Annotated in this window: 21 protein-coding genes; 8 read left to right on the top strand and 13 right to left on the bottom strand. The window is 71.9% G+C overall.

The window, feature by feature from the left end; translation table 11 throughout:
- The first annotated feature begins 1 nt into the window (after position 1).
- Complete coding sequence (locus ACFYZ4_RS21565) at positions 2-1,906, top strand: fumarate reductase/succinate dehydrogenase flavoprotein subunit (RefSeq protein ID WP_384348733.1); 1,905 nt, start codon at positions 2-4, stop codon at positions 1,904-1,906.
- Complete coding sequence (locus ACFYZ4_RS21570; protein WP_390784574.1) at positions 1,903-2,673, top strand: succinate dehydrogenase/fumarate reductase iron-sulfur subunit; 771 nt, start codon at positions 1,903-1,905, stop codon at positions 2,671-2,673. Before ACFYZ4_RS21565 ends, ACFYZ4_RS21570 begins: the two co-directional genes overlap by 4 nt.
- A gap of 55 nt (positions 2,674-2,728) precedes the next feature.
- Here the strand turns inward: ACFYZ4_RS21570 and ACFYZ4_RS21575 are convergent, their stop codons facing one another.
- Positions 2,729-2,968 carry a hypothetical protein gene (locus ACFYZ4_RS21575; RefSeq protein ID WP_351297842.1) on the bottom strand — a complete coding sequence of 80 codons (240 nt, stop codon included), beginning with the start codon at positions 2,966-2,968 and terminating at the stop codon, positions 2,729-2,731.
- Positions 2,969-3,052: 84 nt separating this feature from the next.
- On the opposite strand from ACFYZ4_RS21575, the gene ACFYZ4_RS21580 reads away from it, so the two are divergent.
- The 3 genes from ACFYZ4_RS21580 (at position 3,053) to ACFYZ4_RS21590 (ending at position 6,746) form a co-directional block, all read left to right on the top strand.
- A complete protein-coding gene (locus ACFYZ4_RS21580; protein ID WP_390784575.1) occupies positions 3,053-5,188 on the top strand; it encodes a TPM domain-containing protein in 2,136 nt (711 codons plus the stop codon).
- A gap of 97 nt (positions 5,189-5,285) precedes the next feature.
- A complete protein-coding gene (locus tag ACFYZ4_RS21585) occupies positions 5,286-6,005 on the top strand; it encodes a PspA/IM30 family protein (RefSeq protein WP_351297844.1) in 720 nt (239 codons plus the stop codon).
- A gap of 132 nt (positions 6,006-6,137) precedes the next feature.
- Positions 6,138-6,746: a GNAT family N-acetyltransferase gene (locus tag ACFYZ4_RS21590; protein ID WP_390784576.1), complete on the top strand. Its 609-nt coding sequence runs from the start codon at positions 6,138-6,140 to the stop codon at positions 6,744-6,746.
- A gap of 72 nt (positions 6,747-6,818) precedes the next feature.
- Here ACFYZ4_RS21590 and ACFYZ4_RS21595 read toward each other — a convergent pair whose 3' ends face one another.
- From ACFYZ4_RS21595 to ACFYZ4_RS21630, 8 genes are all read right to left on the bottom strand, one after another.
- Entirely contained in the window at positions 6,819-9,437 is a 2,619-nt protein-coding gene (locus ACFYZ4_RS21595) for a SpoIIE family protein phosphatase (protein WP_390784577.1), read from the bottom strand.
- Between the two features lie 199 nt (positions 9,438-9,636).
- Positions 9,637-10,065, bottom strand: coding sequence for an ATP-binding protein (locus ACFYZ4_RS21600; RefSeq protein ID WP_351297850.1), 429 nt, complete (start codon positions 10,063-10,065; stop codon positions 9,637-9,639).
- Positions 10,066-10,219: 154 nt separating this feature from the next.
- Positions 10,220-10,618 carry a (deoxy)nucleoside triphosphate pyrophosphohydrolase gene (locus ACFYZ4_RS21605; protein WP_351297853.1) on the bottom strand — a complete coding sequence of 133 codons (399 nt, stop codon included), beginning with the start codon at positions 10,616-10,618 and terminating at the stop codon, positions 10,220-10,222.
- 28 nt (positions 10,619-10,646) lie between these two features.
- Positions 10,647-10,832, bottom strand: coding sequence for an SPOR domain-containing protein (locus ACFYZ4_RS21610; protein ID WP_030029543.1), 186 nt, complete (start codon positions 10,830-10,832; stop codon positions 10,647-10,649).
- Between the two features lie 160 nt (positions 10,833-10,992).
- Positions 10,993-12,666: a hypothetical protein gene (locus ACFYZ4_RS21615; RefSeq protein ID WP_351297857.1), complete on the bottom strand. Its 1,674-nt coding sequence runs from the start codon at positions 12,664-12,666 to the stop codon at positions 10,993-10,995.
- Between the two features lie 312 nt (positions 12,667-12,978).
- Positions 12,979-13,731: a GntR family transcriptional regulator gene (locus ACFYZ4_RS21620; protein WP_351297175.1), complete on the bottom strand. Its 753-nt coding sequence runs from the start codon at positions 13,729-13,731 to the stop codon at positions 12,979-12,981.
- 137 nt (positions 13,732-13,868) lie between these two features.
- Complete coding sequence (locus ACFYZ4_RS21625; RefSeq protein ID WP_390784578.1) at positions 13,869-15,074, bottom strand: DUF4190 domain-containing protein; 1,206 nt, start codon at positions 15,072-15,074, stop codon at positions 13,869-13,871.
- Between the two features lie 157 nt (positions 15,075-15,231).
- A complete protein-coding gene (locus ACFYZ4_RS21630) occupies positions 15,232-16,803 on the bottom strand; it encodes a S8 family peptidase (RefSeq protein WP_351297181.1) in 1,572 nt (523 codons plus the stop codon).
- Positions 16,804-17,001: 198 nt separating this feature from the next.
- On the opposite strand from ACFYZ4_RS21630, the gene ACFYZ4_RS21635 reads away from it, so the two are divergent.
- From ACFYZ4_RS21635 to ACFYZ4_RS21645, 3 genes are all read left to right on the top strand, one after another.
- The gene (locus tag ACFYZ4_RS21635; protein WP_390784579.1) at positions 17,002-18,114 is read left to right on the top strand and encodes a pyridoxal-phosphate dependent enzyme; all 1,113 of its coding nucleotides are present in this window, start codon (positions 17,002-17,004) and stop codon (positions 18,112-18,114) included.
- Between the two features lie 322 nt (positions 18,115-18,436).
- Positions 18,437-19,258, top strand: a complete 822-nt coding sequence (locus ACFYZ4_RS21640) for an isocitrate lyase/phosphoenolpyruvate mutase family protein (protein WP_390784580.1) — start codon at positions 18,437-18,439, stop codon at positions 19,256-19,258.
- Positions 19,259-19,302: 44 nt separating this feature from the next.
- Positions 19,303-20,241, top strand: a complete 939-nt coding sequence (locus ACFYZ4_RS21645; RefSeq protein WP_351297190.1) for an EamA family transporter — start codon at positions 19,303-19,305, stop codon at positions 20,239-20,241.
- Between the two features lie 23 nt (positions 20,242-20,264).
- Here the strand turns inward: ACFYZ4_RS21645 and ACFYZ4_RS21650 are convergent, their stop codons facing one another.
- The 4 genes from ACFYZ4_RS21650 to ACFYZ4_RS21665 all read right to left on the bottom strand — a co-directional run bounded on the left by ACFYZ4_RS21650 (position 20,265) and on the right by ACFYZ4_RS21665 (position 24,088).
- On the bottom strand, positions 20,265-21,056 hold the full coding sequence (locus ACFYZ4_RS21650) for a trypsin-like serine peptidase (RefSeq protein WP_390784581.1): 792 nt from the start codon (positions 21,054-21,056) through the stop codon (positions 20,265-20,267).
- The gene (locus tag ACFYZ4_RS21655) at positions 21,053-22,135 is read right to left on the bottom strand and encodes an alpha/beta hydrolase-fold protein (RefSeq protein WP_351297196.1); all 1,083 of its coding nucleotides are present in this window, start codon (positions 22,133-22,135) and stop codon (positions 21,053-21,055) included. The genes ACFYZ4_RS21650 and ACFYZ4_RS21655 overlap by 4 nt, the downstream gene beginning before the upstream one ends.
- 212 nt (positions 22,136-22,347) lie before the next feature.
- Positions 22,348-23,502, bottom strand: coding sequence for an alpha/beta hydrolase (locus ACFYZ4_RS21660; RefSeq protein WP_390784582.1), 1,155 nt, complete (start codon positions 23,500-23,502; stop codon positions 22,348-22,350).
- Positions 23,503-23,650: 148 nt separating this feature from the next.
- Positions 23,651-24,088 (bottom strand): MarR family transcriptional regulator, encoded by a 438-nt coding sequence (locus tag ACFYZ4_RS21665; RefSeq protein WP_351297199.1) that lies wholly within the window; start codon positions 24,086-24,088, stop codon positions 23,651-23,653.
- Between the last annotated feature and the right edge of the window lie 48 nt (positions 24,089-24,136).

Raw genomic sequence — 24,136 nt, forward strand, 5'->3', positions numbered from 1 at the left:
CATGGCCCAAGTGGAACGGCAGCAGTGGGACGTGGTCGTGGTCGGCGCGGGCGGCGCCGGGTTGCGGGCCGCGATCGAGGCGCGCGAGCGCGGCGCGCGTACGGCCGTGATCTGCAAGTCCCTCTTCGGCAAGGCCCACACGGTGATGGCGGAGGGCGGGATCGCCGCCTCCATGGGCAACGTCAACGAGGGCGACAACTGGCAGGTGCACTTCCGCGACACCATGCGCGGGGGCAAGTTCCTCAATCAGTGGCGGATGGCGGAACTGCACGCGAAGGAGGCCCCGGACCGCGTCTGGGAGCTGGAGACCTGGGGCGCGCTCTTCGACCGGACGCCCGACGGGAAGATATCCCAGCGCAACTTCGGCGGCCACGAGTACCCGCGCCTCGCGCACGTGGGCGACCGCACCGGCCTGGAGCTGATCCGCACCCTCCAGCAGAAGATCGTCGCGCTCCAGCAGGAGGACTTCAAGGAGTACGGGGACTACGAGGCCCGGCTCAAGGTCTTCCAGGAGTGCACGGTCACCAGGGTCCTGAAGGACGGGCGGCAGAGGGTCTCGGGGACCTTCTGCTACGAGCGCGAGTCCGGCCGCTTCTTCGTCCTGGAGGCCCCGGCCGTGGTGCTGGCCACCGGCGGGATCGGCAAGTCCTTCAAGACCACGTCGAATTCGTGGGAGTACACCGGCGACGGCCACGCGCTGGCCCTGCTCGCGGGCGCGCCCCTGCTGAACATGGAGTTCGTGCAGTTCCACCCGACCGGCATGGTCTGGCCCCCGTCGGTGAAGGGCATCCTCGTCACCGAGTCGGTGCGCGGCGACGGCGGGGTACTGCGCAACTCCGAGGGCAAGCGGTTCATGTTCGACTACGTCCCCGACGTGTTCAAGGAGAAGTACGCCGAGTCGGAGGCGGAGGGCGACCGCTGGTACGAGGACCCGGACCACAACCGGCGCCCGCCCGAGCTGCTCCCCCGCGACGAGGTGGCCCGGGCCATCAACTCGGAGGTGAAGGCCGGCCGCGGCTCCCCGCACGGCGGGGTCTTCCTCGACGTGTCCACCCGGATGCCCGCCGAGAAGATCAAGCGGCGACTCCCGTCGATGTACCACCAGTTCAAGGAACTGGCGGACGTCGACATCACCGCGGAGCCGATGGAGGTGGGCCCGACCTGCCACTACGTGATGGGCGGCATCGCGGTCGACTCCGAGACCGCGGCCACCGTCGGGGTGCCGGGGCTGTTCGCCGCGGGCGAGGTCGCGGGCGGGATGCACGGCTCGAACCGGCTCGGCGGGAACTCCCTGTCCGACCTGCTGGTCTTCGGCCGGCGGGCCGGACTGCACGCGGCGGAGCACGCCACGGCCTCCGGTGAGCGCCCCGCGGTCTCCCAGGCGGAGATCGACGCGGCGGCCGAAGAGGCGCTGGCCCCGTTCCACGCGGCCGAGGGCGCGGAGAACCCGTACACCCTCCACCAGGAGCTCCAGACGACCATGAACGACCTCGTCGGCATCATCCGGCGCGAGGGCGAGATGGCCGAGGCCCTGGAGAGGCTCGCGACCCTGCGCGTACGGGCCGCCCGGGCCGGGGTCGAGGGGCACCGGCAGTTCAACCCGGGCTGGCACCTGTCCCTGGACCTGCGGAACATGCTGCTGGTCAGCGAGTGCGTGGCGCGCGCCGCCCTGGAGCGCACCGAGAGCCGCGGCGGGCACACCCGTGAGGACTGTCCGTCGATGGATCGCGGCTGGCGTCCGGTGAACCTGCTGTGCCGCCCCGTCGACCCGCCCCCGGCGGACCCGGCGGCCGACCGGATCGTCCTCGAACGCACGCGCACCGAGCCCATCCGTCCCGACCTGCTCGCGCTCTTCGAGAAGGAAGAGCTGGTCAAGTACCTCGCCGAAGAGGAGCTGTACGAATGAGTACGTACGACGCGAGCTTCCGGATCTGGCGGGGCGACGCGGAGGGCGGGGAACTGCGGGACTTCACGGTCGAGGTGCACGACGGGGAGGTGGTCCTGGACATCGTCCACCGGCTCCAGGCCACCCAGGCCTCGGACCTCGCGGTGCGCTGGAACTGCAAGGCGGGCAAGTGCGGCTCGTGCAGTGCGGAGGTCAACGGCCGGCCGCGGCTGATGTGCATGACGCGCATGTCGACCTTCGAGCGGTCCGAGACGATCACGGTCACTCCGCTGCGGGCCTTCCCCGTCGTGCGCGACCTGGTGACGGACGTGTCCTTCAACTACGCGAAGGCGCGGGAGGTGCCGGCCTTCGTGCCGCCGGAGGGGGTGGCGCCGGGCGCGTACCGGATGCAGCAGATGGACGTGGAGCGTTCGCAGGAGTTCCGCAAGTGCATCGAGTGCTTCCTGTGCCAGGACACCTGCCACGTGGTGCGTGACCACGAGGAGAACAAGGGCGCCTTCGCCGGTCCGCGTTTCCTGATGCGGGTCGCGGAGCTGGACATGCACCCCCTGGACGCGGCGTCGGAGGCGGGCCTGGACCGCAAGCGCACCGCGCAGGAGGAGCACGGGCTGGGCTACTGCAACATCACCAAGTGCTGTTCGGAGGTCTGCCCCGAGGGCATCAGGATCACCGACAACGCGCTGATCCCGCTGAAGGAGCGGGCGGTGGACCGCAAGTACGACCCGCTGGTGTGGCTGGGCAACAAGATCGGCCGCCGCCAGGGCTGAGACCGCGGCCGCGGGGCCGGGACCCCCTCCGGGAGGGCCCCGGCCCGGGGGCGGGTCAGCGCCCGGAGTGGTCGATGACGTTGCCGTTGGAGCAGTTGTTGGCGTGGTCGCCCACCCAGTCGCCCATGACGGGGACCACGGCGACCTCCTGGAGGCAGACGGCGGCCGCGGTGAAGTTCCAGTTGTTGGCCGCGTTCACCCCGCCGCCGAAGTTGCTGTCGTTGTCGGCGTGGGCGGGGGCGGCGAGGCTGAGGGCGGCCAGGGTGAGGGCGGCCGCAGTCATGATCTTCTTCATGGCCTGCCAACGACCGGGGCCCGGGCGCGTCACTGCGCATTGCTCCGGATGCGGGCACGGGGAACCGCTCATACCCTCCCAAATGTGACCCCGCCGAGAAGCGAGCCGACGAGCCAGGTACGCGCACGGGCCGGGCTCGTCCTGGCCGCCGGACTGCTGGCGCTCGGCGGCTGGGGTGTGGCCGAGGCGCCGCCCGCACGGGCCGAGGACCCCGTCACGCTGTCCCGGCAGGGTCAGATCACCGACCGGGTCGGGGCGCTGGAGGGCCGGCAGGCCGCCGTCAAGGACGCGCTCGACAAGCTCTACGCCGACCGGCGGATCCAGCTCTTCGTGGCGTACGTGGACGATTTCTCCGGGCGCTCCGCCCAGAGCTGGGCCGACGCCACCGCCGAGAAGAACGGGCTCGGCCAGAACGACGTCCTGCTGGCGGTGGCGACAGGGGCCCGCCAGTACGCCTATTCGGCCGCCGTCGACTCCGGTTTCACCGAAGACAAGCTCGCGGCCGTGGCCCGGGACGCCATCGAGCCGGCCCTGCGGCAGAACGACTGGGCGGGCGCCGCGATCGGGGCGGCGAACGGCTACAACGCGGTGCTCGGCGGGCAGCCCGTGCCCGTGCCCACCATCACCCCCGGCCCGGCCGATCCCGGCGGCGGGACCAGCGGGGAGAACGGGGCCGGGGACTACGTGCTCCCGGTGGTCGCGGTCGGCGCGGCCGGGGCGCTCGGGGCGTACGCGTACACCCGCCGCAAGCGGAAGACGGCCGGCGGCGGACGCGGTACGACCACCGGGCCGGGCTGGCCCGAAGGCGCACCGGACCGGCTTCCGCTGCCGGAACTGGACGGCAGGGCCAAGACCCTGCTGGTGCAGACCGACGACGCCGTCCGCACCAGCGCGGAGGAACTGGGCTTCGCCTCCGCGCAGTTCGGCGAGGAGGCGGTGGGCCCCTTCACCGAGGCCGTGGAGTACGCCAAGGGCGAGCTGACCCAGGCCTTCCGGCTGCGCCAGCAGCTGGACGACGCCTACCCGGAGGACGATGCGACCCGGCGCCGGATGCTGGACGAGATCGTCGCCCGCTGCACCGAGGCGAACCGGCGGCTCGACGCCGAGTCGGCGGACTTCGACCGGCTGCGGGACCTGGAGAAGAACGCCCCGCAGGCGCTGGCGGCCGTGGAGGAGCGCTATCTGGAGCTGACCGGGCGCGCCGGCACCGCCGAGGCGACCCTGATCGCGCTGACGCGGCGGTACGCGGACTCCGCTTCGGCGCCGGTCGCCTCCAACCCCGAACAGGCCAAGGACCGGCTGCTGTTCGCGGCGACCCACCTGGGTCTGGCCCACGCGGCCCTCGACGGCGGCGACAAGGGCGCGGCGGCCGTGCACGTACGGGCGGCCGAGGGCGCCGTGGACCAGGCGGCGACCCTGCTGGACGCGGTCGAGCGGCGGGCGCAGGAGCTGGCGGAGGCGGCCGGGAAGCTGACGGGCTCGCTGAACGAGACGGAGACCGACCTGGCGGACGCCCGCGGGCTGCTGACCGGGACCACGGAGGGCACCTCGACGGCGGATCTGCGCGGGCGGATCGGCCGGGCAGAGGCCGTACTGGCCGACGTACGGCAGGAGGAGGCGGCCGGCCGGTACGACCCGATCGACGCCCTGCGCCGGATCGAGGAGGCCGACGCGGCCCTCGACGAGGCCCTCTCCGGGGCGCGGGAGCGGGAGTCGGGCCGGCAGCGGGCGGCGGCCCTGCTCGACCAGGCCATGCTCTCCGCGCGCAGTGCGATCGGCGCGGCGACGGACTACGTGACCACCAGCCGGGGCGCGGTCGGCAGCCAGGCCCGTACCCGGCTGGCGGAGGCGGGACGGCACCTGGAGCGGGCGGGGGCACTGGCGGCGGGCGACCCGTCGGGCGCGCTGGCGGAGGCGCAGCGGGCGGACGCGCTGGCGCGGGAGGCGCAGCGGCTGGCGGAGCAGGACGTACGGGCGTACCAGGACCCGTACGGGGGCCGGCGCGGCGGCGGTCAGGGCGGCGCCGTGCTCGGCGGGATCATCCTCGGCGAGATCCTGCGGGGCGGGCTGGGCGGCGGGGGCTTCGGCGGAGGCGGAGGCGGCGGCCGGGGTGGCGGCGGGGGCTTCGGCGGCGGTTTCGGCGGGGGCGGCGGCAGCGGCCCCGGCTCCTTCGGCGGAGGCGGAACCCGCGGGCGCATGGGCGGTGGCGGCCGCTTCTGAACGCGCAACGGCAAGGGCAACGCAACGGCAAGGGCCTCGTCAACGGCAACGGCAACGGACAGCCCATCCCTCCATCCCTCATCAGGAGAGACGAGTCATGAGCAAGCAGACCATCCTCGGCCGCGTCACCCAGCTCGCCAAGGCCAACATCAACGCGCTGCTGGACCAGGCGGAGGACCCGCAGAAGATGCTGGACCAGCTGATCCGCGACTACACGAACAACATCTCGGAGGCGGAGCAGGCCGTCGCGACGACGATCGGGAACCTGCGGATGCTGGAGGCGGACCACAAGGAGGACGTGGAGGCGGCCTCCGAGTGGGGTGCCAAGGCCCTCGCGGCGAGCAGGAAGGGGGACGAGCTGCGGGCGGCGGGGTCGATGGCGGAAGCCGACCGGTTCGACAACCTCGCGAAGGTGGCGCTGGGCCGGCAGATGCAGTCGGAGAAGGAGGCGAGCACGGCGGAGCCGACGATCGCCGCCCAGACGGAGGTCGTCGACAAGCTCAAGTCGGGTCTGGACTCGATGAGGAGCAAGCTGGTCGAGCTCCAGTCCAAGCGGGACGAGCTGGTGGCCCGCGCGAAGACCGCGCAGGCGCAGAACACGATGATGGACGCGGTGAAGAACATCGACGTCCTGGACCCGACGAGCGATCTGCACCGCTTCGAGGAGAAGGTGCGGCGGGAGGAGGCCCTGGCGATGGGCAGGCAGGAGCTGGCCGCGTCCTCGCTGGACGCCCAGTTCGAGTACCTGGAGGACCTCGGGAAGTCCTCGGAGATCGAGGCCAGGCTCGCCGCGCTCAAGCAGGGGCGCGCCGCCTAGCCCTGATGTAATAATCCCTCCACGAGTTCGTCTATTACCTACTCGGGGGGAACCTTGCCTTTCGCGCACATGGCCGAGGCCGCACGAGCATGGGTCCACGGTTGGACCCTTTCGCGCGGCGCGGCCGAACCCGTGCCCCATGACTGGGGTTTCACCATCGACGTCGGCCTGCACGGACACGTCATGCGCCACGTCCTGCACTCCGCGGACGAGGCGACCGTCCGCAAGCTCACCGAGCACGCCACCGCGCCCGGTGTCTGGTTGAAGGCGTTCGTCCCACCGGAGACGCTCGAACCCTGGCTCGCTCCCGGCTGGCACCTCGCCGGCGGACCCGGCTATCTGATGTCCGCCCCGCTCCCCACCGCCCGCGCGGGCCGAGCCCTGACCGAAGCGCCCGACGGCTACCGGCTGGACACCTGGACCCGGGCCGGCGTCACCCGCGCCCTGGTGCGCACCGCGAACGGCGCTTTCGCCGCGCGCGGCCAGATCGCCGTCACCGGCTCCGGCCCCGGCCCCGTCGTCGCCGTCGTGGACCAGGTGGAGACCGATCCGGCCCACCAGCGCCGCGGTCTGGGCCGCCTGGTGATGGGCAGGCTCACCTCCGCCGCGGCGGGGCAGGGCGCCACGGCCGGTGTGCTGGGCGCGACGCCGGAAGGCCGGGCCCTGTACGAGACGATGGGATGGCGCACGGTGGCCCCGCTGACCGGCGCCCTGCGGGGGCCGGACCCGTCCGAGACCTGATCGGGACCTGATCGGGAATCAACTGCCGTGCCCCGGACCCGGCGGGTCCGGGGCACGGCAGTGCGGTCCCGCTCAGCCGTACATGCTCAGCAGCTGCTCCGCCGACAGCTCGGCGACGGCCTCGGCCGCCGCGCCGGGCAGCGGGAGCTCGAACCAGACCGTCTTGCCGCGGTGGGTCCGGCGCGTGCCCCACCCGGCGGACAGCAGGCCCACGAGCTGGAGGCCCCGGCCGCCCTCGTCGGTGTCGCGGGCCCGCCGCCGGCGCGGCTGCACCAGGTTGGCGTCCCACACCTCGCAGACCAGGGTCCGGTCCAGCAGCAGCCGCAGCCGGATCTCGCCCTCCCCGTACCGCAGCGCGTTGGTGACGAGTTCGCTGACCAGCAGTTCGGTGGTGTCCAGTAGCCCCTCCAGGCCCCACGACGGGAGCTTGGCGCGGGCCAGTTCCCGTGCCCGGCCCACCGAGCGGGCCTCGCGCGGCAACTGCCAGTCCCCCACCGCGTCCACCGGCAGCCCCTGCACCCGTGCCATCAGCAGGGCGATGTCGTCCTCGCCGTGCCGGGTGTCCAGCGTGTTCAGCACGTGGTCGCAGACGTCCTCCAGCGGGCGGACCGGATCCGCGAGGGCGGCCCGCAGGCCGCGCAGGCCCTCCTCCAGCGGATGGTCGCGGGACTCCACGAGCCCGTCGGTGTAGAGGGCCAGCAGGGCGCCCTCGGGGAGTTCGACCTCGACCTCCTCGAACGGCTCCCCGCCCACGCCCAGCGGCATTCCGGGCGGCACCTCCAGGAGCAGTGCGGGCCTCGGCTTCCCGCGCTCGTCCGGCGGCTCCACCAGCACGGGCGGCATGTGGCCCGCGTTGGCGATCGTGCAGCGCCGCGTCACCGGGTCGTAGACGGCGTAGACGCAGGTGGCGAGGTAGACCTCGGAGCGGTCGGCGTCCCGCGAGTGCAGGGCCGCCCGCGAGGCCTGCTGGGAGCCGCCGGGGGCGCCGAGGCCCCGGGCGATCTCGTCGAGCGCGGTCAGCACCTCCGCCGGTTCGAGGTCCAGGAGCGCGAGGGTCCGTACGGCGGTGCGCAGTTCGCCCATCGCGACGGCGGCCCGCAGTCCCCGGCCCATGACGTCGCCGACGACCAGCGCCGTGCGGTGGCCGGGCAGTTCGATCACGTCGAACCAGTCGCCGCCGACCTCCGTCGCCGCGTTCCCCGGCAGGTACCGGCAGGCGATGTCCAGGCCGGCGGCCTCCGGGTCGCCGGGGGGCAGCAGGCTGCGCTGCAGTATCAACGCCCGCTCGTGCTCGCGCCGGTAGAGCCGTGCGTTGTCGATGCACACGGCGGCCCGGGCGGCGAGTTCCACGGCCACCGCCCGGTCGCGTTCGCCGAAGGGTTCGCTGCCCTTCGTACGGGAGAACTGCGCGAGCCCGACCACGGTGTCGTGGGCGACCATCGGCACGACCAGGGTGGACTGTACGAGGTCCTCCGGTCCGCCGCCCTCGATCAGCCGGGGCCGCGCCGTGCGCAGGGCGAGCGCGCCCGGCGAAGCCGCCGGGTACCGGTGGACGTCGCCTACGGAGACCAGCGCGCCCGGACCGGACAGCGGCGCGTCCGAGACGGCGGAGGCGAAGGCCACCCGGCGCAGCGCGGCGGACGGGGTCCGGGCCGGGCCCTGGCCGGGCAGGCTGGGCACGCCCGGCCCCTGCGGCCGTGCGGGCCGGTCGTCGTCGCCGAGCAGCAGCCCCTGGTAGAGGTCGACGGCGGCCAGGTCGCAGAAGCCCGGGACGGTGACGTCGAGGAGTTCCCGGGCGGTGGTCTCCAGGTCGAGGGAGTTCCCGATGCGGTGCCCGGCCTCGTTGAGCAGGGCGAGATTGCGCCGTACCCCGGCGGCCTCGCGGGCGGCGAGGTGGCGGCGGGTGACGTCGGTGCCGATGCCGGCGACGCCGATGGGGCGGCCGGAGCCGCCGTGGACGCGGTAGAGGTTGATGGACCAGTGGCGGTTCTCCCGGCTGCCGGGGGCGGCGCCGGTGATCCGCAGGTCGGTGACCGATTCCCCGGTGTCCAGCACCCGGCGCAGGGCCTCGGCCATCCGGTCGGCCTCGTGCGGCGGCAGGTAGTCGTGCACGGTCCGGCCGCGGTGTTCCTCGGCGGCGCCTCCGAAGACGGTGGCGAAGCGGCGGTTGGCCCGCTGCACGGTGAGGTCCGTGCCGAAGAGCAGGAAGCCGAAAGGAGATTGGCCGAATATGGCTTGTGAGGCCGCCAGGTCGGATTCGATGCGCCGCAGCGCGCGGACGTCGACGACGACGCACAGCGCGGCCCGCTCGGCGGTCTCGGTCAGGGTGGGCATCACATAGATCTCGGCCACTCCGTGCGCGCCGTCCCCGCCCGGGATCCGGAAGGGGATCAGGCCGGTCCACTCCTTGCCGTCGAGGATCTCGGCGACCTTTCGGTGCGCGTCGGGGCGCAACTCGGGCGGCATGAAGGCGTCGACCGGGTCGCGGCCGACGGCCTGCGCGGCGGTCAGACCGAACAGTTCCTCCGCGCGCAGACTCCACTGGTCGATGTACCCGTCGGGTCCGATCGAGAAGGATGCGACCTTTATGTAGTCATATATCGAGCCAGGCGGACTGCTGTGCCACAGGGCGTCGTGCCATGTCTCCCGAGGCACGTCGGCCTGATGTGCCTGCGCAGGTATTTCGCTCACGCGACCGTCCCCTCCAGCTCACCGCAACCGGACCGGCCATGACCGCAGTATTCAGCACCACGGCCCCGGACGGCACGGCGTTCACGATCACAGCACGGTCTCGATGATTTCGAGCCATCTCGTGTGATCTCCCCCGGACTCCTGCCCACGTTGCCGCCGGGAGATTCCGCCGGGGGATCACCCGCCACCGTTCTCCTTGTTACTCACCAGGAAGAGCCAATTCGAACCACACTGTCTTGCCCGACTTCCCGTGGCGGGTTCCCCAGCGCTGCGAGGAGGTGGCGACGAGATGCAGGCCGCGGCCCCCTTCGTCGTCCGGCTCGGCCACCCGTTCGCGGGGCGGATCCGGAAGCGGATCCGAAACCTCCACGAGCAGCGCGGGGCCGCCCGCCGGGCCGTCGGCGGCTGGATTGCGCCGCTCCAGACGGACTCCGATGGGGCCGGAGGCGTACCGCAGGGAATTGGTGACGAGCTCGCTGACCAGCAGGACGGTCACATCGCCGACGGCTTCCAGGCCCCAGGCGTGCAGGGTGCCGCGTACGGCGTGGCGGGCGGTGCGGACGGCACCGGGCTCGGCGGGAAAGGCCCACTCGGCGCATTCACCGTCTGTGTCGATCACGCCGATCACTTCCCGGGCCAGCAGCGACCCCAGTCCGGTTCGTCGGGGACGAAAGAGGGACGAGATAGGGATTAATAGCGACATACCCGATATTCGGGGCGTCGTACCACTCGATCCCCCGCCCACCGGCGCACTGTGGCACAGACGGCCTACGGCGCGAGCGTCACGCGCCCCCGCGCAGCCGGCGCCCTGCCTCGGCGACCGCGGGCCGGTCCTGGTCGAGCCAGTCCACCGACTCCAGCTCCTCCGGTCCGAGCCAGCGCAGCTCGTCGTGGTCCTCCAGCGGCGCCGGCACCCCGGAGAGCAGCCGCGCGGTCCACACGTGCAGGACGAGGCCGGGTTTCAGCGGCCACTCCCCCGGGATCCGCTCCAGCGGCTCGGTCTCCACGCCGAGCTCCTCGCGCAGTTCGCGCACCAGCGCCTCGGGGACGGACTCACCCGGTTCGGCCTTCCCGCCCGGCAGCTCCCAGCGTCCGGCGAGCTCCGGCGGTGCGCTGCGGCGGGCCGCCAGCAGGCGCCCCTCATGACAAAGGGCTCCGCCCACGACCACTCGTACCGTCATGGGCGGAGCCTATGTCAACACTGGATGCTCAGTTCATCGTGGCGGTCTGACCGATCCGCTCGACCCAGTAGAGCTGCTTGTGTCCTCGGTCGTCGAGGCTGTCGACGACCTTCTGGGCCTCGGCCCGGGTGGCGTACCGGCCCACCCGGTAGCGGTTGCCGTTGTCGTCCTGACGTATGACCAGCCACGGGAGCAGGGCACCGCTGTCGTTCATCGCGTTTCACCCTCCGCCGACGTACCTGCCCGGGAAACCGCATTGCGCATATGCCCGAGCTTACGCCCGACCTTTACGGAGCGGATACGGTTTTTCACGAAGAGGTACCTCGCAGGCGTACGCATCCGGCCATGCGTACGAGTGGGCCGTGCGCGCCGGTTCAGACGGCGCGCACCGAAGGCATCGGCAGGATCACCGCGCCGCCCGGCTCCTCCTTGCGGCAGACGTCCCCGCAGGTCGCGTCGAGGGAGCAGCACAGGGAACAGATCGGGCCTGATCGGACAGGGCAGTCGGCGATGTCGGGGAGTTCGTACGCCGCCTCGCAGACCGCGCACTCGTGGGTGGCGGTGACGTCCTCCACGGCGGCGCCCGGGCCGGTCACCGTGTTGGGCCGCGCCAGGTAGTACTTCCCCCTGGTCACCCAGGCGATCAACGGGCACAGCAGCAGGGCGAGTCCGGCGGCGATGAAGGTGGAGAACGCCTCGGCGTAGGTGCCGAACAGCCCGAAGAAGGCGAGGATCGAGACGGTCGAGGCGATCACCATCGAGCCGAAACCCGCCGGATTCACGGCGTAGAGGTAGGCACGCTTGAACTCGATGTAGGGCGGGCTGAGTCCGAGCCGCTTGTTGATCACGAGGTCGGCGGCGACCGCTGCGATCCAGGCGATGCCGACGTTGGAGTAGAAGCCCAGCAGCTTGCCGAGCATCGCGAACATGTTCAGCTCCATCAGCGTCAGCGCGATGCCGAGGTTGAGGAAGATGTACCAGACCCGGCCGGGGTGACGGTGGGTGACGCGGGAGAAGAAGTTCGACCAGGACAGCGATCCGCTGTACGCGTTGGTGACGTTGATCTTGATCTGGGAGACGATCACGAAGAGCGCGGCGGCGGGCAGCGCGAAGCCGCCGAGCCACGGGCGCAGGGCCTCGATCTGCGGGGCGATCGGCTCCAGGGCGTGGGTCTTGCCCACCGCCTCCAGGGCGACGAAGGCGAGGAAGGCGCCGCCGAGCTGCTTGGCCGCGCCGATGATCACCCAGCCGGGGCCGGCGGCGAGCACGGCGAGGTTCCACTTCCGGCTGTTGGCCGGGGTCTTGGCGGGCATGAACCGCAGGTAGTCGGCCTGCTCCCCGATCTGCGCGATCAGCGAGAGCGCGATGCCGGTCCCGAACCCGAAGCCGATCCACGAGAATCCGGACCCGGCGCCCTCGGTCCCGCCGAAGTCGGCGAAGGCGCCCCACGCGTCGGGGGCGTGGAAGGCGAGCACCACGAAGGGCAGCACCAGCCCGATCAGCCAGACCGGCTGGGTCCAGGCCTGCACCTTGGCGAGGGCGCCCATGCCGCGGAAGACGATGGGGATCACGATGAGGGTCGTGACCAGGTAGCCGATCTCGACGGGCAGTCCGAAGGCCTGGTGCATGGCCTGGGCCATGATCGAGCCTTCGAGCGCGAAGAAGATGAAGGTGAAGGAGGCGTAGATGAGGGAGGTCAGGGTGGAGCCGAAGTACCCGAAGCCCGCGCCGCGCGTCACCAGGTCCATGTCCAGGCCGTACGTGGCGCAGGCGCGCGCGATCGGGATGCCGGTCAGGAAGATGACCACGGCGGCGGCCAGGATCGCGGCGGCCCCGCTGGTGAATCCGTAGGCGAAGACGATGGAGGCGCCGATGGCGAAGTCGGCGAGGTAGGCGATGCCGCCGAGGGCGGTCCCGGCGACGGTGCCGGGGCCCCAGCGGCGGAACGAGTGGGGCGCGTACCTGAGCGAGTAGTCCTCGCGGCTCTCGTCGGCGGCGAGTTTCGCGTACGTCCGGGTCGGCGGTGCCGCGGTGGCAGTGTCGGTCATACCGCCGGACGGTAGGGCCGCGACGTGACGCCCCGTCACCCTCGGGCATTACCCGTGGGTTACACCCCCGCGCCCCTCGTCACGACGTGGTTACACCCCCCGCGACCCCCTGTCCGCTCACCGGTGCGGACCGCTGTCGGGGGCCAGCCCCCGAACCCCCGCTCCTCAAACGCCGGAGGGGCTGTTCTTCAGCCCCTCCGGCGTTTGAGGAGCGGGGTACGGGGCGGAGCCCCGGGCTTTCGGCTCCGTCGGCGATTGAGGCGCGGGCGCGGAGTGCCGTAGGAGGTTCGGGCAGGGCTGCGCCGCAGGCGGCTACCGCACCGGGAGGTGGTACGACAGGCGGTAGCGGTCCGCGGGGACCACCACGTCGGCCGTTTCCACCGCGCGCCCGGAGGCGAAGTACGTGCGGCCGATCACCAGCACCACGTGCCCCGGCACCCCGCCCAGCTGCACGAGCTCCTCCGCCAGGCCCGGCCGCGCGCCGACCTCCTCCACCACGTTGTCCACGACGACGTCGATCGCGGCCATCCGGTCCACCACCCCGGACCCGCCCAGCGGCCCCTCCTCCGGCAGCATCACCGGCGTCCGGCCGGTCACGGCGAGCGGCTCCCAAGAGGTCGACAGCATCATCGCCTCCCCCGCGTCACGGAAGACGTACCGCGTCCGCATCACCCGCTCGCCCGGCTCGATGCCGAGCCGCTTCGCGATCTCGGCGGGCGCGCCCGCCTGTTCGCTGCTCGACTCCCACGTGCCGCGCGCCCCCGCGTCCGCCTGCTCCTGCCGGAACGGCGTCGACGCGCCGCCCGTGCGGTAGCCGGAGCGGGCCACCCGCCGCGGGACCGGCTGTTCCCGTACGTACGTACCGGAGCCGGACCGGCCCTCGACCAGCCCCTCCGCCATGAGGACCTTGCGCGCCTCCAGGGCCACGGTGTCGGAGACCCCGTACTCCTCGCGGATACGGGCTTGGGAGGGGAGCCGGGCGTGCGGGGGCAGAGAACCGTCGACGATCTTCCGTCGAAGATCCCCGGCCACGCGCAGATAGGCCGGCTGCTCACCGAAAGTCACTGGCCACTCCCATCAGGTTGACAGACAGCTACACCCTGGCAACCGACGGTTGAAGACCGCAAGCAAGGGCCAGAGTTTCACCCGAAGTGATGAAGCCAGGTCACTCAAACCCGTTACCGCGCGTTACGCGGACGACGTCACACCGACTCGGTCGAGGGCTCCCGGCCGGACCCGCCGTCGGGGTCCTCCGGGTCCCCCTGGCCGTCCTCCAGCCACTGCGGGATCGCCATCGAAAGCCCGTACGCACCCCGCAGCGCCTGCTCCGTCTCCACGGACATCGAGGCCAGCGCCCGGTCCCACTGCTTGTCGAACTCCCCCGGCGTCCTCGCCTGCGAGGCGCGCAGCCACGCCGCGCGGGCCGCCTCGATCTCCTTGAGCTGCGCCGGGACCGCCTTCTCCAATCCCGGCCGGCCCGCGTGACCCTGGAGCACCTTCGCCTCTTCGCCCAGTGCCGCGTGGATCCGGCGCGCCCACGCCTGGTGCTCGTCCAGCGCCTCGTCGACCTCCTCCTCGGGGGACCGGCTCAGGGCGAACTCGACGGCGTTGGCGGCCCGCAGGAAGGCCGCCTGCTCGGGCTTCAGCTTTCCGGAGTCCTGGCGCAGGCTGCCCCGCCCCTCCGGCTCGGTCGTGCCGATCACGCAGAGCAGCAGCCGGTCCCCCTGGTGCCAGGACTGGCGGGAGGGCGCGTAGTAGAACATCTCCGCGTGGTCGGGAAGCGCCCACGTGTCCATCGCGTACTCGTCCTGGGCCTGCCAGCACGTCTCCTCGGAGGCGCGGTCGGCCGCGGCCGAGCCGGGGGCGTCCGTCCCGTCGAGCCGCTTCCTCGCGGTGACCTCGCCGTGGTGCTTCTCCGCGCAGTCGATCCGGTACATCAGGGGGTGCTCGTCGAGCAGTTCGCCGTCCTCGACGTTGAAGCAGTCGCCCTCCCGCAGTGCGTCGACGTCCGTGAGCTCACCCTCGACCTCGCTGTAGTCGCTCAGGCCATCGAAGCGTTCCTCGACCGCCGTGGCGACCCGGTCGGCGGCGAAGACCAGTACTCCGGTCATCACCACCGACAGCGCGAGGCCCGCGATCGCCAGGACCTTCCCGCGCTCCCGCCGCTTCGAGATCTGTACGAGGGCCGCGATGCCGAAGGCGATGCCGAGCGGCGCGAAGCACAGCAGACCGGACAGGAAGGAGGCGAGCGCGAAACCGTTGAGCGGCGGCGGTTGCTGCGGCTGCCCGTATCCGGGCGGTGGCCCCCAGCCCGGCTGCGGGGACGGCGGGGGCCAGGAGTGGCCCGGTCCGGGAGGAGGACTCGGCGGGGTGCTCACGGGGTCGGACTCCATCGCATGGGGCGTCACGCGCGAACGATGCGCGCGAACGAATGCGCGAATAGTACGCAGCGGGGGCGACCGTCATGTCGGTCGCCCCCGCTGTTGCTCACGGCGCGGTCGGTGCCCGCCGCCCTTGATGCTCAGGTACGGCTCGGGTACTGCCCGCGTATTGCTCGGTTACGGCTCAGAACTGGAGCGCCCAGGAGTCGATCTTCCCGGTGTCGGCCGTCGCGTTGTCGTTCACGCGCAGCTTCCAGACGCCGTTCGCCGTCTCCGCCGAGGCGTTCACGGTGAAGGTCCGGACGATGTTGTCGGTCCCGCCGTTGGCCCGGTTGTGCAGGGTGTAGACGGTGCCGTCGGGCGCGACCAGGTCCACCTTGAGGTCACCGATGTAGGTGTGCTTGATGTCGACCGGGACCTTCAGCGTCGCCGGGGCGTTGCCGGTGACTCCGCTGACGGTGATCGGGGACTCGACGGTCGCGTGGTCGTTGATCGCGAAGTCCGCGGTGTTCTCGAAGCGCTTGCCCGGCGGGACGGGGCCCTGGGCGCCGACGTACAGCAGGCGGTTCGGGGAACCGGTGCCCGGGCCGGTCACCACGTCCGGGGTGGCCGAGTTGACCAGGGCCGTGGCCACCTGGGCCGGGGTGCTGGCCGGGTTCTGCGAGAGGTAGACGGCGGCCGCGCCCGCGACGTGCGGGGTGGCCATCGACGTGCCGTTGATGGTGTTGGTGGCGGTGTCGCCCGTGCCCCACGCGGAGGTGATGGAGGAGCCCGGCGCGAAGATGTCCAGGACGGAGCCGTAGTTGGAGTAGCTCGCCTTGGCGTCGGTGCTGGTGGTGGCGCCGACCGTGATGGCCTCGGTGACGCGCGCCGGGGACTTGGTGGAGGCGTTGCTCGACTCGTTGCCCGCGGCCACGGCGTAGGTGATGCCGGAGGCTATGGAGTTGCGGACGGCCGCGTCGAGCGCGGAGTCCGCGCCGCCGCCGAGGGACATGTTGGCGACGGCCGGCTTGACGGCGTTCTGGGTCACCCAGTCGATGCCCGCGACGACCTGGGCCGTCGTACCGGAGCCGCTGTTGTCGAGCACGCGCACGCCGACGATCTTGGCCTTCTTGGCCACGCCGTACGTGCCGCCCGCGACGGTGCCGGCGACGTGCGTGCCGTGGCCGTTGCCGTCCTGGGCGGTGTTGTCGTTGTCGATGGCGTCGTAGCCGTAGGAGGCGCGGCCGCCGAAGTCCTGGTGCGTGATGCGGACACCGGTGTCGATGACGTACGCGGTGACGCCCTCGCCCGCCTGGTCCGGGTAGGTGTAGCTCTGGTTGAGCGGGAGCGCGCGCTGGTCGACGCGGTCCAGACCCCAGGACGGCGGGTTGGGCTGGGTGGCGCTGACCGTGAAGGTACGGTTCTGCACGACCGACTTGACCGCCGGGTCGGCGGCGAGCTTCTTGGCCTGCGCCTCGGAGACCTCGACGGAGTAGCCGTTGAGGGCCGCGCTGTAGGTTTTGTCGATCTTCGCGCCGTAGCGCTTCGCGACGGCCTTGCCGCTGGCGGCGGTCGAGCGGGCGGCGGTGTCGTTCAGGGTCACGATGTAGCTGCCGGGGACGGATCCGGGGGCTCCGGCGTTCTGGATCACGCCCCGCACGCCGATGTCGGCGGCCGAGGCGGGCAGCGCGGCGGCCGAGCCGAGCGCGAGGGCCACGACGGCGGTCGCGCTGATGCCGGCGATTTTCCGGCTCGTGTGACGCATCACGGGCATGTGACGGGTCCTCCTCATAGGTGGTGCACTGCGGGGGGTGGAGCGGCGCCGCGCAAGCGTGGCCATGACAACGCAGATGGCCCAACGGGCTGCCGCCTTCGAAAGGTTGACCCAGCCCCGGCGCGACCCACAAGAGGACAACGGATGCGTAACATCCGTGCCATACAGCGGCCATGATCGAGCGAAGGCGATCCGCACATGACGCACGCAACCCCCGGTTACGTCTGCTCCGAGGACGGTACACGCGCGGACGTCCGGACTGCGCCTTGGGGGTGCCCGGTTTGTGGCGGACCCTGGGACCTCGATTTCACGCCGGATCCGGCCGCGCCCCTGGAGCCGGCCGCCGGGCCGAATTCGCTGTGGCGGTACGGGTCCGCGCTGCCCCTGCCGGGGGCGTTCTCGCTGTCACTGGCGGAGGGTCACACTCCGATGGTTCCGCTGGGGGAGCGGGTTCACGCCAAGCTCGACTTCCTGATGCCGACGCTGTCGTTCAAGGACCGGGGCGCGGTGATGCTCGTGGAACTGGCCCGGCGGCTGGCTCCGGAGGGCGTCGTGGCCGACAGCAGCGGCAACGCGGGGACCTCGATCGCGGCGTACTGCGCACGGGCCGGGCTCGATTGTGAAATCCATGTGCCCGAGGGCACATCGGAGAAGAAAACGGAACAGATGCGGGCGCACGGGGCATCCGTGCGCGTGATCCCCGGCGGGCGCGAGGCCGCCGCGCAGTCCGCGCGCAAGGAGGCGGACTCGCCCGGGGTGTTCTACGCGAGCCACGTCTTCAACCCGTACTTCCTGCACGGGACCAAGACGTACGTGTACGAGGTGTGGGAGGAACTGGGCGGGCGGCTGCCGGAGGTGCTGGTCGTGCCGGTGGGCAACGGGACCCTGCTGCTGGGGGCCGCGCTGGCCGTGGAGGAACTGGCCCGGCGCGGGGTGCGCCCGCCGGCGCTGATCGCGGTGCAGGCGGCGGCGGTGGCCCCGCTGGCCGCGGCCTTCGCGGCCGGCGCCGAGGACGCGGATCCGGTTCCGCAGCTGCCGACCCTGGCCGAGGGGATCGCGATCCCCGCGCCGCCGCGCGCCCGGCAGATCCTGGCCGCGGTCCGCAAGTCCGGCGGCACCTTCCTGACGGTCCCGGACGACCGACTCCGCGCGGCCCAGCGGGACCTGGCCCGGCGCGGGCTCTTCGTCGAACCGACGGCGGCGGCGTGCTGGGCGGCGGTGGGCCCGGGCGCCCCCTCCGACCCCTTGCAGGGCCGCACCGCGGTCATCCCCCTGTGCGGCGCGGGCGCGAAGACGGGCCTGGCCCGGTAGCACGCCCCCCTGAGCTCCGCCCGAACCCAGCACCGGTAAGCCCCTGCGGGCCGCCTCCTGGGCTCCGCCCAGACCCACGCCTCAAACGCCGGCGGGGCTGTATTTTGCCGCTGCCGTCCGTTGGGTGCAGCTGGACTGCTTGTAGGGCAAGCTCCGCCTTGCACAGTCCGGCCTCGGCCGACACCATCCAGCCCCGCCGGCGATTGAGGCGCGGGCGCGGAGCGCCGTGCGGGGGCCGGGGCGGAGGCCCAGTGAAGTCGGCGGCGGCCTTGATGTCGGAAAACCGCGAGCCCGGGCCCGCCCGGTCTGGTGGAGTGGGCCCATGACCACGAATCCCGCCCTCACCGCCAAGGCCACCGCGTTCGCGGAACTGCACACCCCCGCGCACCCCCTCGCCCTCGCCAACGCCTGGGACGTCGCCAGCGCCCGCATCGTCGAGGCGACCGGCGCCCCCGCCGTCGCCACCACCAGCGCCGGTGTCGCCTGGTCCCTCGGCTCGCCCGACGGCGACGCGCTCGCCCGCGACCGGGCCCTCGACCTCGTCGCCCGCGTGGTCTGCGCCGTCTCCGTCCCCGTCACCGCCGACATCGAGGGCGGCTTCGGCGCCGACGCCGCCGCCGTGGGCGAGACCGTCGCCGGGGTGCTCGCCGCCGGCGCGGTCGGCATCAACATCGAGGACGGCGCCCACCGCTCCCCCGCGGAGATGGCCGAGCGCCTGGCCGCCGCCCGGGCCGCGGCCGATGCCGCCGGGGTCCCGCTCTACATCAACGCCCGCGTCGACACGTACCTGAGGGGACTCGGCGACCCGGCCGCCCGCCTCGACGAGACCCTGGCCCGCGCCGCCGCCTACCTCCGCGCCGGAGCCACCGGCATCTTCGTGCCCGGCGTGCTCGACCCCGCCACCGTCGCCGAGCTCGCCAAGGGCATCGACGCCCCCCTCAACATCCTCCTCGGCCCCGACGCCCCGGCCGTCGCCGCCCTCGGCGCCCTCGGCGTGTCCCGCGTCAGCCTCGGCTCCTGGGTCGCCGAAGCCGCGTACGCCGTGGTGCGCCGCGCCGCCGAGGGGCTGCTCGCCGACGGGACCTACGGAGCCCTCGCGCACTCCCTCCCGTACGGCGATCTGAACGCCCTGCTCAAGGGCTGAGAAATCCGGAAGCCTGCAGGGGGCAACGACCATAGGATCCCGCCATGGGCAGATCGACTCCGGTGGACGGCACGACGGCGGCCGCCACGGCACGCGGCAAGACGAGCGGCGCGGTCTGGTTCGCCCTCACCCTCGTCTACGTCGTCTGGGGCTCGACCTACCTCGGCATCCGGATCGTCGTCGAGACCATGCCGCCCTTCCTCTCCGCAGGAGCCCGGTTCATCACGGCCGGTCTGCTGCTGACCGGCGCCGTCGCCTGGCGGTACGGTCCGGGCGCGCTCAGGGTCACCCGTGCGCAGCTCGGCTCCGCGGTCCTGGTCGGCCTGCTGCTGGTCCTCGGCGGCAACGGCCTGGTCGTGCTCGCCGAGACCTCCGTGCCGTCCGGCCTGGCCGCACTGCTGATCGCGGCGGTGCCGATGTGGCTGGTGGTGCTGCGGGCGAGCACCGGTGACCGGCCTCCGCTGCGCACCCTGGGCGGGGTGCTCGTCGGCCTGGCCGGGCTGGCGGTGCTGACCAGTCCGGGCCTCAGCGGGACGGTGCGGCTGTCGGGGGTGCTGCTGGTGCTGACGGCGTCCGTCCTGTGGTCGCTGGGCTCGTTCTCGGCGTCGAAGCTGACGCTGCCGGACAACCCCTTCACCGGCAGCGCGTACCAGATGCTCGCCGGCGGGGTGGGCGGGGTGGTCGTCGGCCTGGCGCGCGGCGAGCAGCGCGGTCTGGATCCGGCGGCCTTCTCCACCGCCTCCTGGCTGGGCCTGGGCTACCTGGTGCTCTTCGGCTCGCTCGTCGGCTTCACCTCGTACGTGTGGCTGCTCCGGGCCGCGCCGCTGTCGCTGGTGGCCACGTACGCGTACGTCAATCCGGTCGTGGCCGTCGCGCTCGGCGCGCTGATCCTCGACGAGGCCCTGACCTGGCCGATCGTGGTCGGCGGTGCGATCGTCGTGGCGGCGGTGGGCGTGATCGTCAGCACGGAGCGCACGAAGTAGCAGCCCGGGCCGAGGGCACCGGCTCAGCCCCGCGCGGCCTTCTCGTACAGGGCCTTCGCGTGCTCGTCGAACAGCGCGGCCGTGGAGTCCACGTCCGTGTCCCCGCCGCTCAGCACCCCGATCAGCCGCCCGGCGGGGTCCGCCCCGCCCCGGTCGGCGATCCAGGGGCTGCCGCTGGTCCCCGTCCAGAACCCGGCGCAGCTCATGTAGAGCATGTCGGGATCGTCGTCGTCGTGGCGGGTCTGCGTCGTGCAGGAGACGGGCTTGTTCTGCGGGTTGTGCTCGGACTCCGGATAGCCGACGACGGTCACGTCCCGCTCGTACACGGAGGTCCATTCGGGGCTCGGTGCCTCGGCGCGGCCGCCGACGGCGTCCTGGACGCTGCGCCCGTCCCCGTCCGGCGCGATGGTGAGGAAGGCGAAGTCGGCGGTGTCCTCGCCCCACTTCGTCCAGCGGTCGTCCACGTGGATCGAGCGGACCTTCCACATCCCCAGCGGCTGGGTGCCGGCGCCCTCGCCGGAGAAGGCGGGGGCGAAGGAGAGCTCGCCGATGGCGAGGCCGTCGTGGGCCACCTCGCCCGGCCGGCCGTCCTCGCCCGCGGGGGCCACGCAGTGGGCGGCGGTGGCGACGACGTTGCCCTTCGGGCTGTCGACGACGCTCGCCGTGCACCAGTGCTCGCCGCCCGCCATGAGGACGCCGACGGTGGGGAAGGGCAGCACGGGCCGGTCCCCGGGCGCCTTGAGGAACGCGACGACGCACGCCGCCGCGATGCCCGCGGCGGCTGCCGCGGAGGCGCCCTTCACCACCGTGCTCACGGCACGGCGGGCTCGGGTGTCGGTCCCTTCATCACCTTGCTGATCCACTCCAGAGCGCCCTCCCTCATACCGCGCACGTACGACTTCCCGTTGTGCTCACCATCCTGGATCACCTGGAGCTGAGTGTGCACGGGGCCCCTCCCGTAGTCGCTCATGAACTTCTCGGCCTTGTCGCGGCCGCTCTCCGCGGTGCCGATCTGGAAGTTGACGTAGACGTCCGGACCGCCCGCCTTGATCAGTTTCTCGGCGAGCTTCTCGGGGTTGTTCTCGTCCATGGCCTGCGTGTTCCCCTTCCACAGCGGGGAATCGGGGACGATGTCGACCCCGCTCGCGATGGCGGCCTTGAACCGGTCGGGGTACTTCAGGACGTGCTTGAAGGCGCCGAACCCGCCGGCGGAGGAGCCCATGAAGGCCCAGCCGTCGCGGGAGGTGAAGGTCCGGAAATTGGCCCTCGTGAAATCGGGGACGTCTTCGACCATCCAGGTGCCCATCTTGGGCTCTCCGGGGATGTCCGAGGCGTCGAAGTGGTGCTTGGTGTCGGCGTTGTGCACCGGCATGACGAGGATGAACGGCAGGCTCTTGCCGGCCTTGGCCCCGTCGCTGACGGCCTTCTGCAGGCCGAGGCCGGGACCGGTCCCCCAGTAGTTCGTGGGATAGCCGCGGCCGCCGGGCAGGGAGATCAGGACCGGGAAGCCGCTCTTGGCGTACCTCGGGTCGTCGTACTCCTTGGGCACCCACACCCACACGTCGCCGGTGAAGCCGGACTTCTTGCCGGTGAGGGTGGTCCGGCCGATCTGCGTGCCGTCGGGCAGCCGGTGGGTGCGGACGAAGTGGGCCGCCGGCCCGGTGGGCATGCGTACCTCCGGCGGGACGTCGGAGGCGGCGGCGGCCTTCTCCTGGACCTTCCCGAAGGAGACCGGATCCCCTATGTCGGAGAAGACGCCGAGCTTGTACGCGGCCGCGCCCCCGGCGAGGGTGAGCGCGAGTCCGCTGCTGATCAGAATCAGGCGCAGGCGGTGGGGGCGACGGCTGCTGCCCTTGGTCATGGGGCTGCCGTCGCCTTGCTGGTCATGCTGCACGGTTGTTGTCCCGTTCCTTCTCCGGCGCTCGCCTCGGAGCGCGGGTCGGACCGATCGGTCCCCCTTACACCCTTTACAGAGGTATGAACGACAGGATGGGTTGCCTGGGACGGGCGGGACGTGGTGAGCACCACGTGGCGGCCGAACGGCGGCCACGCGGTGCACGCGGAGGGGTCGGGGAAGGGGGCAGGGAAGGGGTCAGGGAAGGGGCGTCAGCCGGCTTCGGGCTTCGGGCCCTTCAGCACCTTGCTGACCCATTCCAGGGAGCCTTCCTTCATGCCCCGGACGTAGTGCCAGCCGTTGTGCTCGCCGTTCTGGATGTCGCGGATGGTGATCTTGACGGGTCCCTTGCCGTACTGCTGCTGGAACTTCGTCATCCGCTCCTTCCCGCTCTCCTTCGTACCGATCTGGAAGTTGATGTAGACCTCGGGTCCGTTGCCGTCGATCAGCTTCTGCGCGAGCTTCTCCGGGTTGTTCGCGTCCATCTCCGCCTGGTGGCCCTTCCACAGCGGGGAATCGGGAACGATCTCGCCGCCGCTGGCGATCACGGCCTTGAACCGGTCCGGGTGCTGCAGGACCGTCTTCATGCCGACGAAGGCGCCGGAGGAGGAGCCCATGAAGGCCCAGCCGTCGCGGGACTTGTACGTACGGAAGTTGGCCTTGGCGAAGTCCGGGACGTCCTCGGCCATCCACGTGCCCATCTTGGCCTGGCCGGGGATGTCGGAGCCGTCGTAGTAGTACTTGGCGTCCGGGTTGAGCACCGGCATGATCACGATGAACGGCAGGCTGGTACCGGCCTGAACGCCCTCGCCGATGGCCTTCTGGAGGCCGAGGCTGCGGTCGGACCAGTAGTTGGCCGGGAAGCCGTTGCCGCCGGGGAGCGCGATGAGCACCGGGAAGCCGCTCTTGGCGTACTTGGGGTCGTCGTACTCCTTGGGCGCCCACACCCATACGTCGCCCTCGAAACCGGACTTCGCGCCCGCGAGGCGGGTCTTGGCGATGATCGTGCCGTCGTCGAGCCTGGTCGTCTGCTTGAAGTCGGACTTCGGGCCGGCCGGCATGAGCACGTCCGGGTCGCCGGAGGGCTTGGCCGGGGTGGCCGGCGCTCCCGGCTCAGACGTCTCCGGGGCCGGGGCCGGGGCCTGGGGCGGGTTCTTTCCGAAGCTCACCGCCTCGCCGTTGCCGGAGAGCCAGTCGAGCTTCCAGGCGGCGAAACCGCCGCCGCCGAGCAGGAGCGCGAGGGCGACCACCGCGCTGATCCATATTCGGCGCCGGGAGCGCTTGGGCTGCGCGTGCGCCTGCTGCTCGTGATCCTCCTGATGCGCCTGCTGCTCCTGGTAGCCCTGCTGCTGCGGGTACTGGTGCACGAACTTCGCTCCGAACGGTCTTGACTGCCCCCGAGGGCAGAACGGGTGGTCATCCCCTGGTGCTGATGCGCGAGACGACAGCACAGTTCCGAATCCGAGCAAATCACGGCTGGGACCGTGGCGGGGATCTCGGCGGAACGAGCGGGTCTCAGCGCTGGGCGTCGAGCACTTCCGCGCACCGTCCGAGCAGCCCGACGAGCAATTCCCGCTCCTCCGCGCTGAACGCGGCCGCGAGCGCCCGCTCCACCCGTACGGCGCCGGTGTCCGCCAGCTCCATCACCGCCCGCCCCTCGTCGGTGAGCCGGGTCTCCAGCACGTTGCGGTGCCATTCGTGCGGGGTCCGCTCGATGAGGCCGCGCTCCTGGAGGTTCTTCAGGACGGTGTTCATGGTCGGCGGCGTCACCCCGCACAGCCGGGCGAGCGCGGCCGCGGAGATGCCGGGCTTCTCGGCCAGCCAGAGCAGCGCGGCGTACTGCGGAACCGTTACTGCGGCCGGCTTGCACGCAACGTTCTTCGCCGCGAGAAGTGCCTGCTCGGCGCGCTTGATGTGCGCACCGATGCGCTCCTCGGGGGGCATGGAGGTCATTCCCGCATCCTACGACCCTTGCATGCATTAGAGCTCTAACTTATCTTC

This window comes from Streptomyces sp. NPDC001513, assembly GCF_042894695.1.
Taxonomy (GTDB): Bacteria; Actinomycetota; Actinomycetes; order Streptomycetales; family Streptomycetaceae; genus Streptomyces.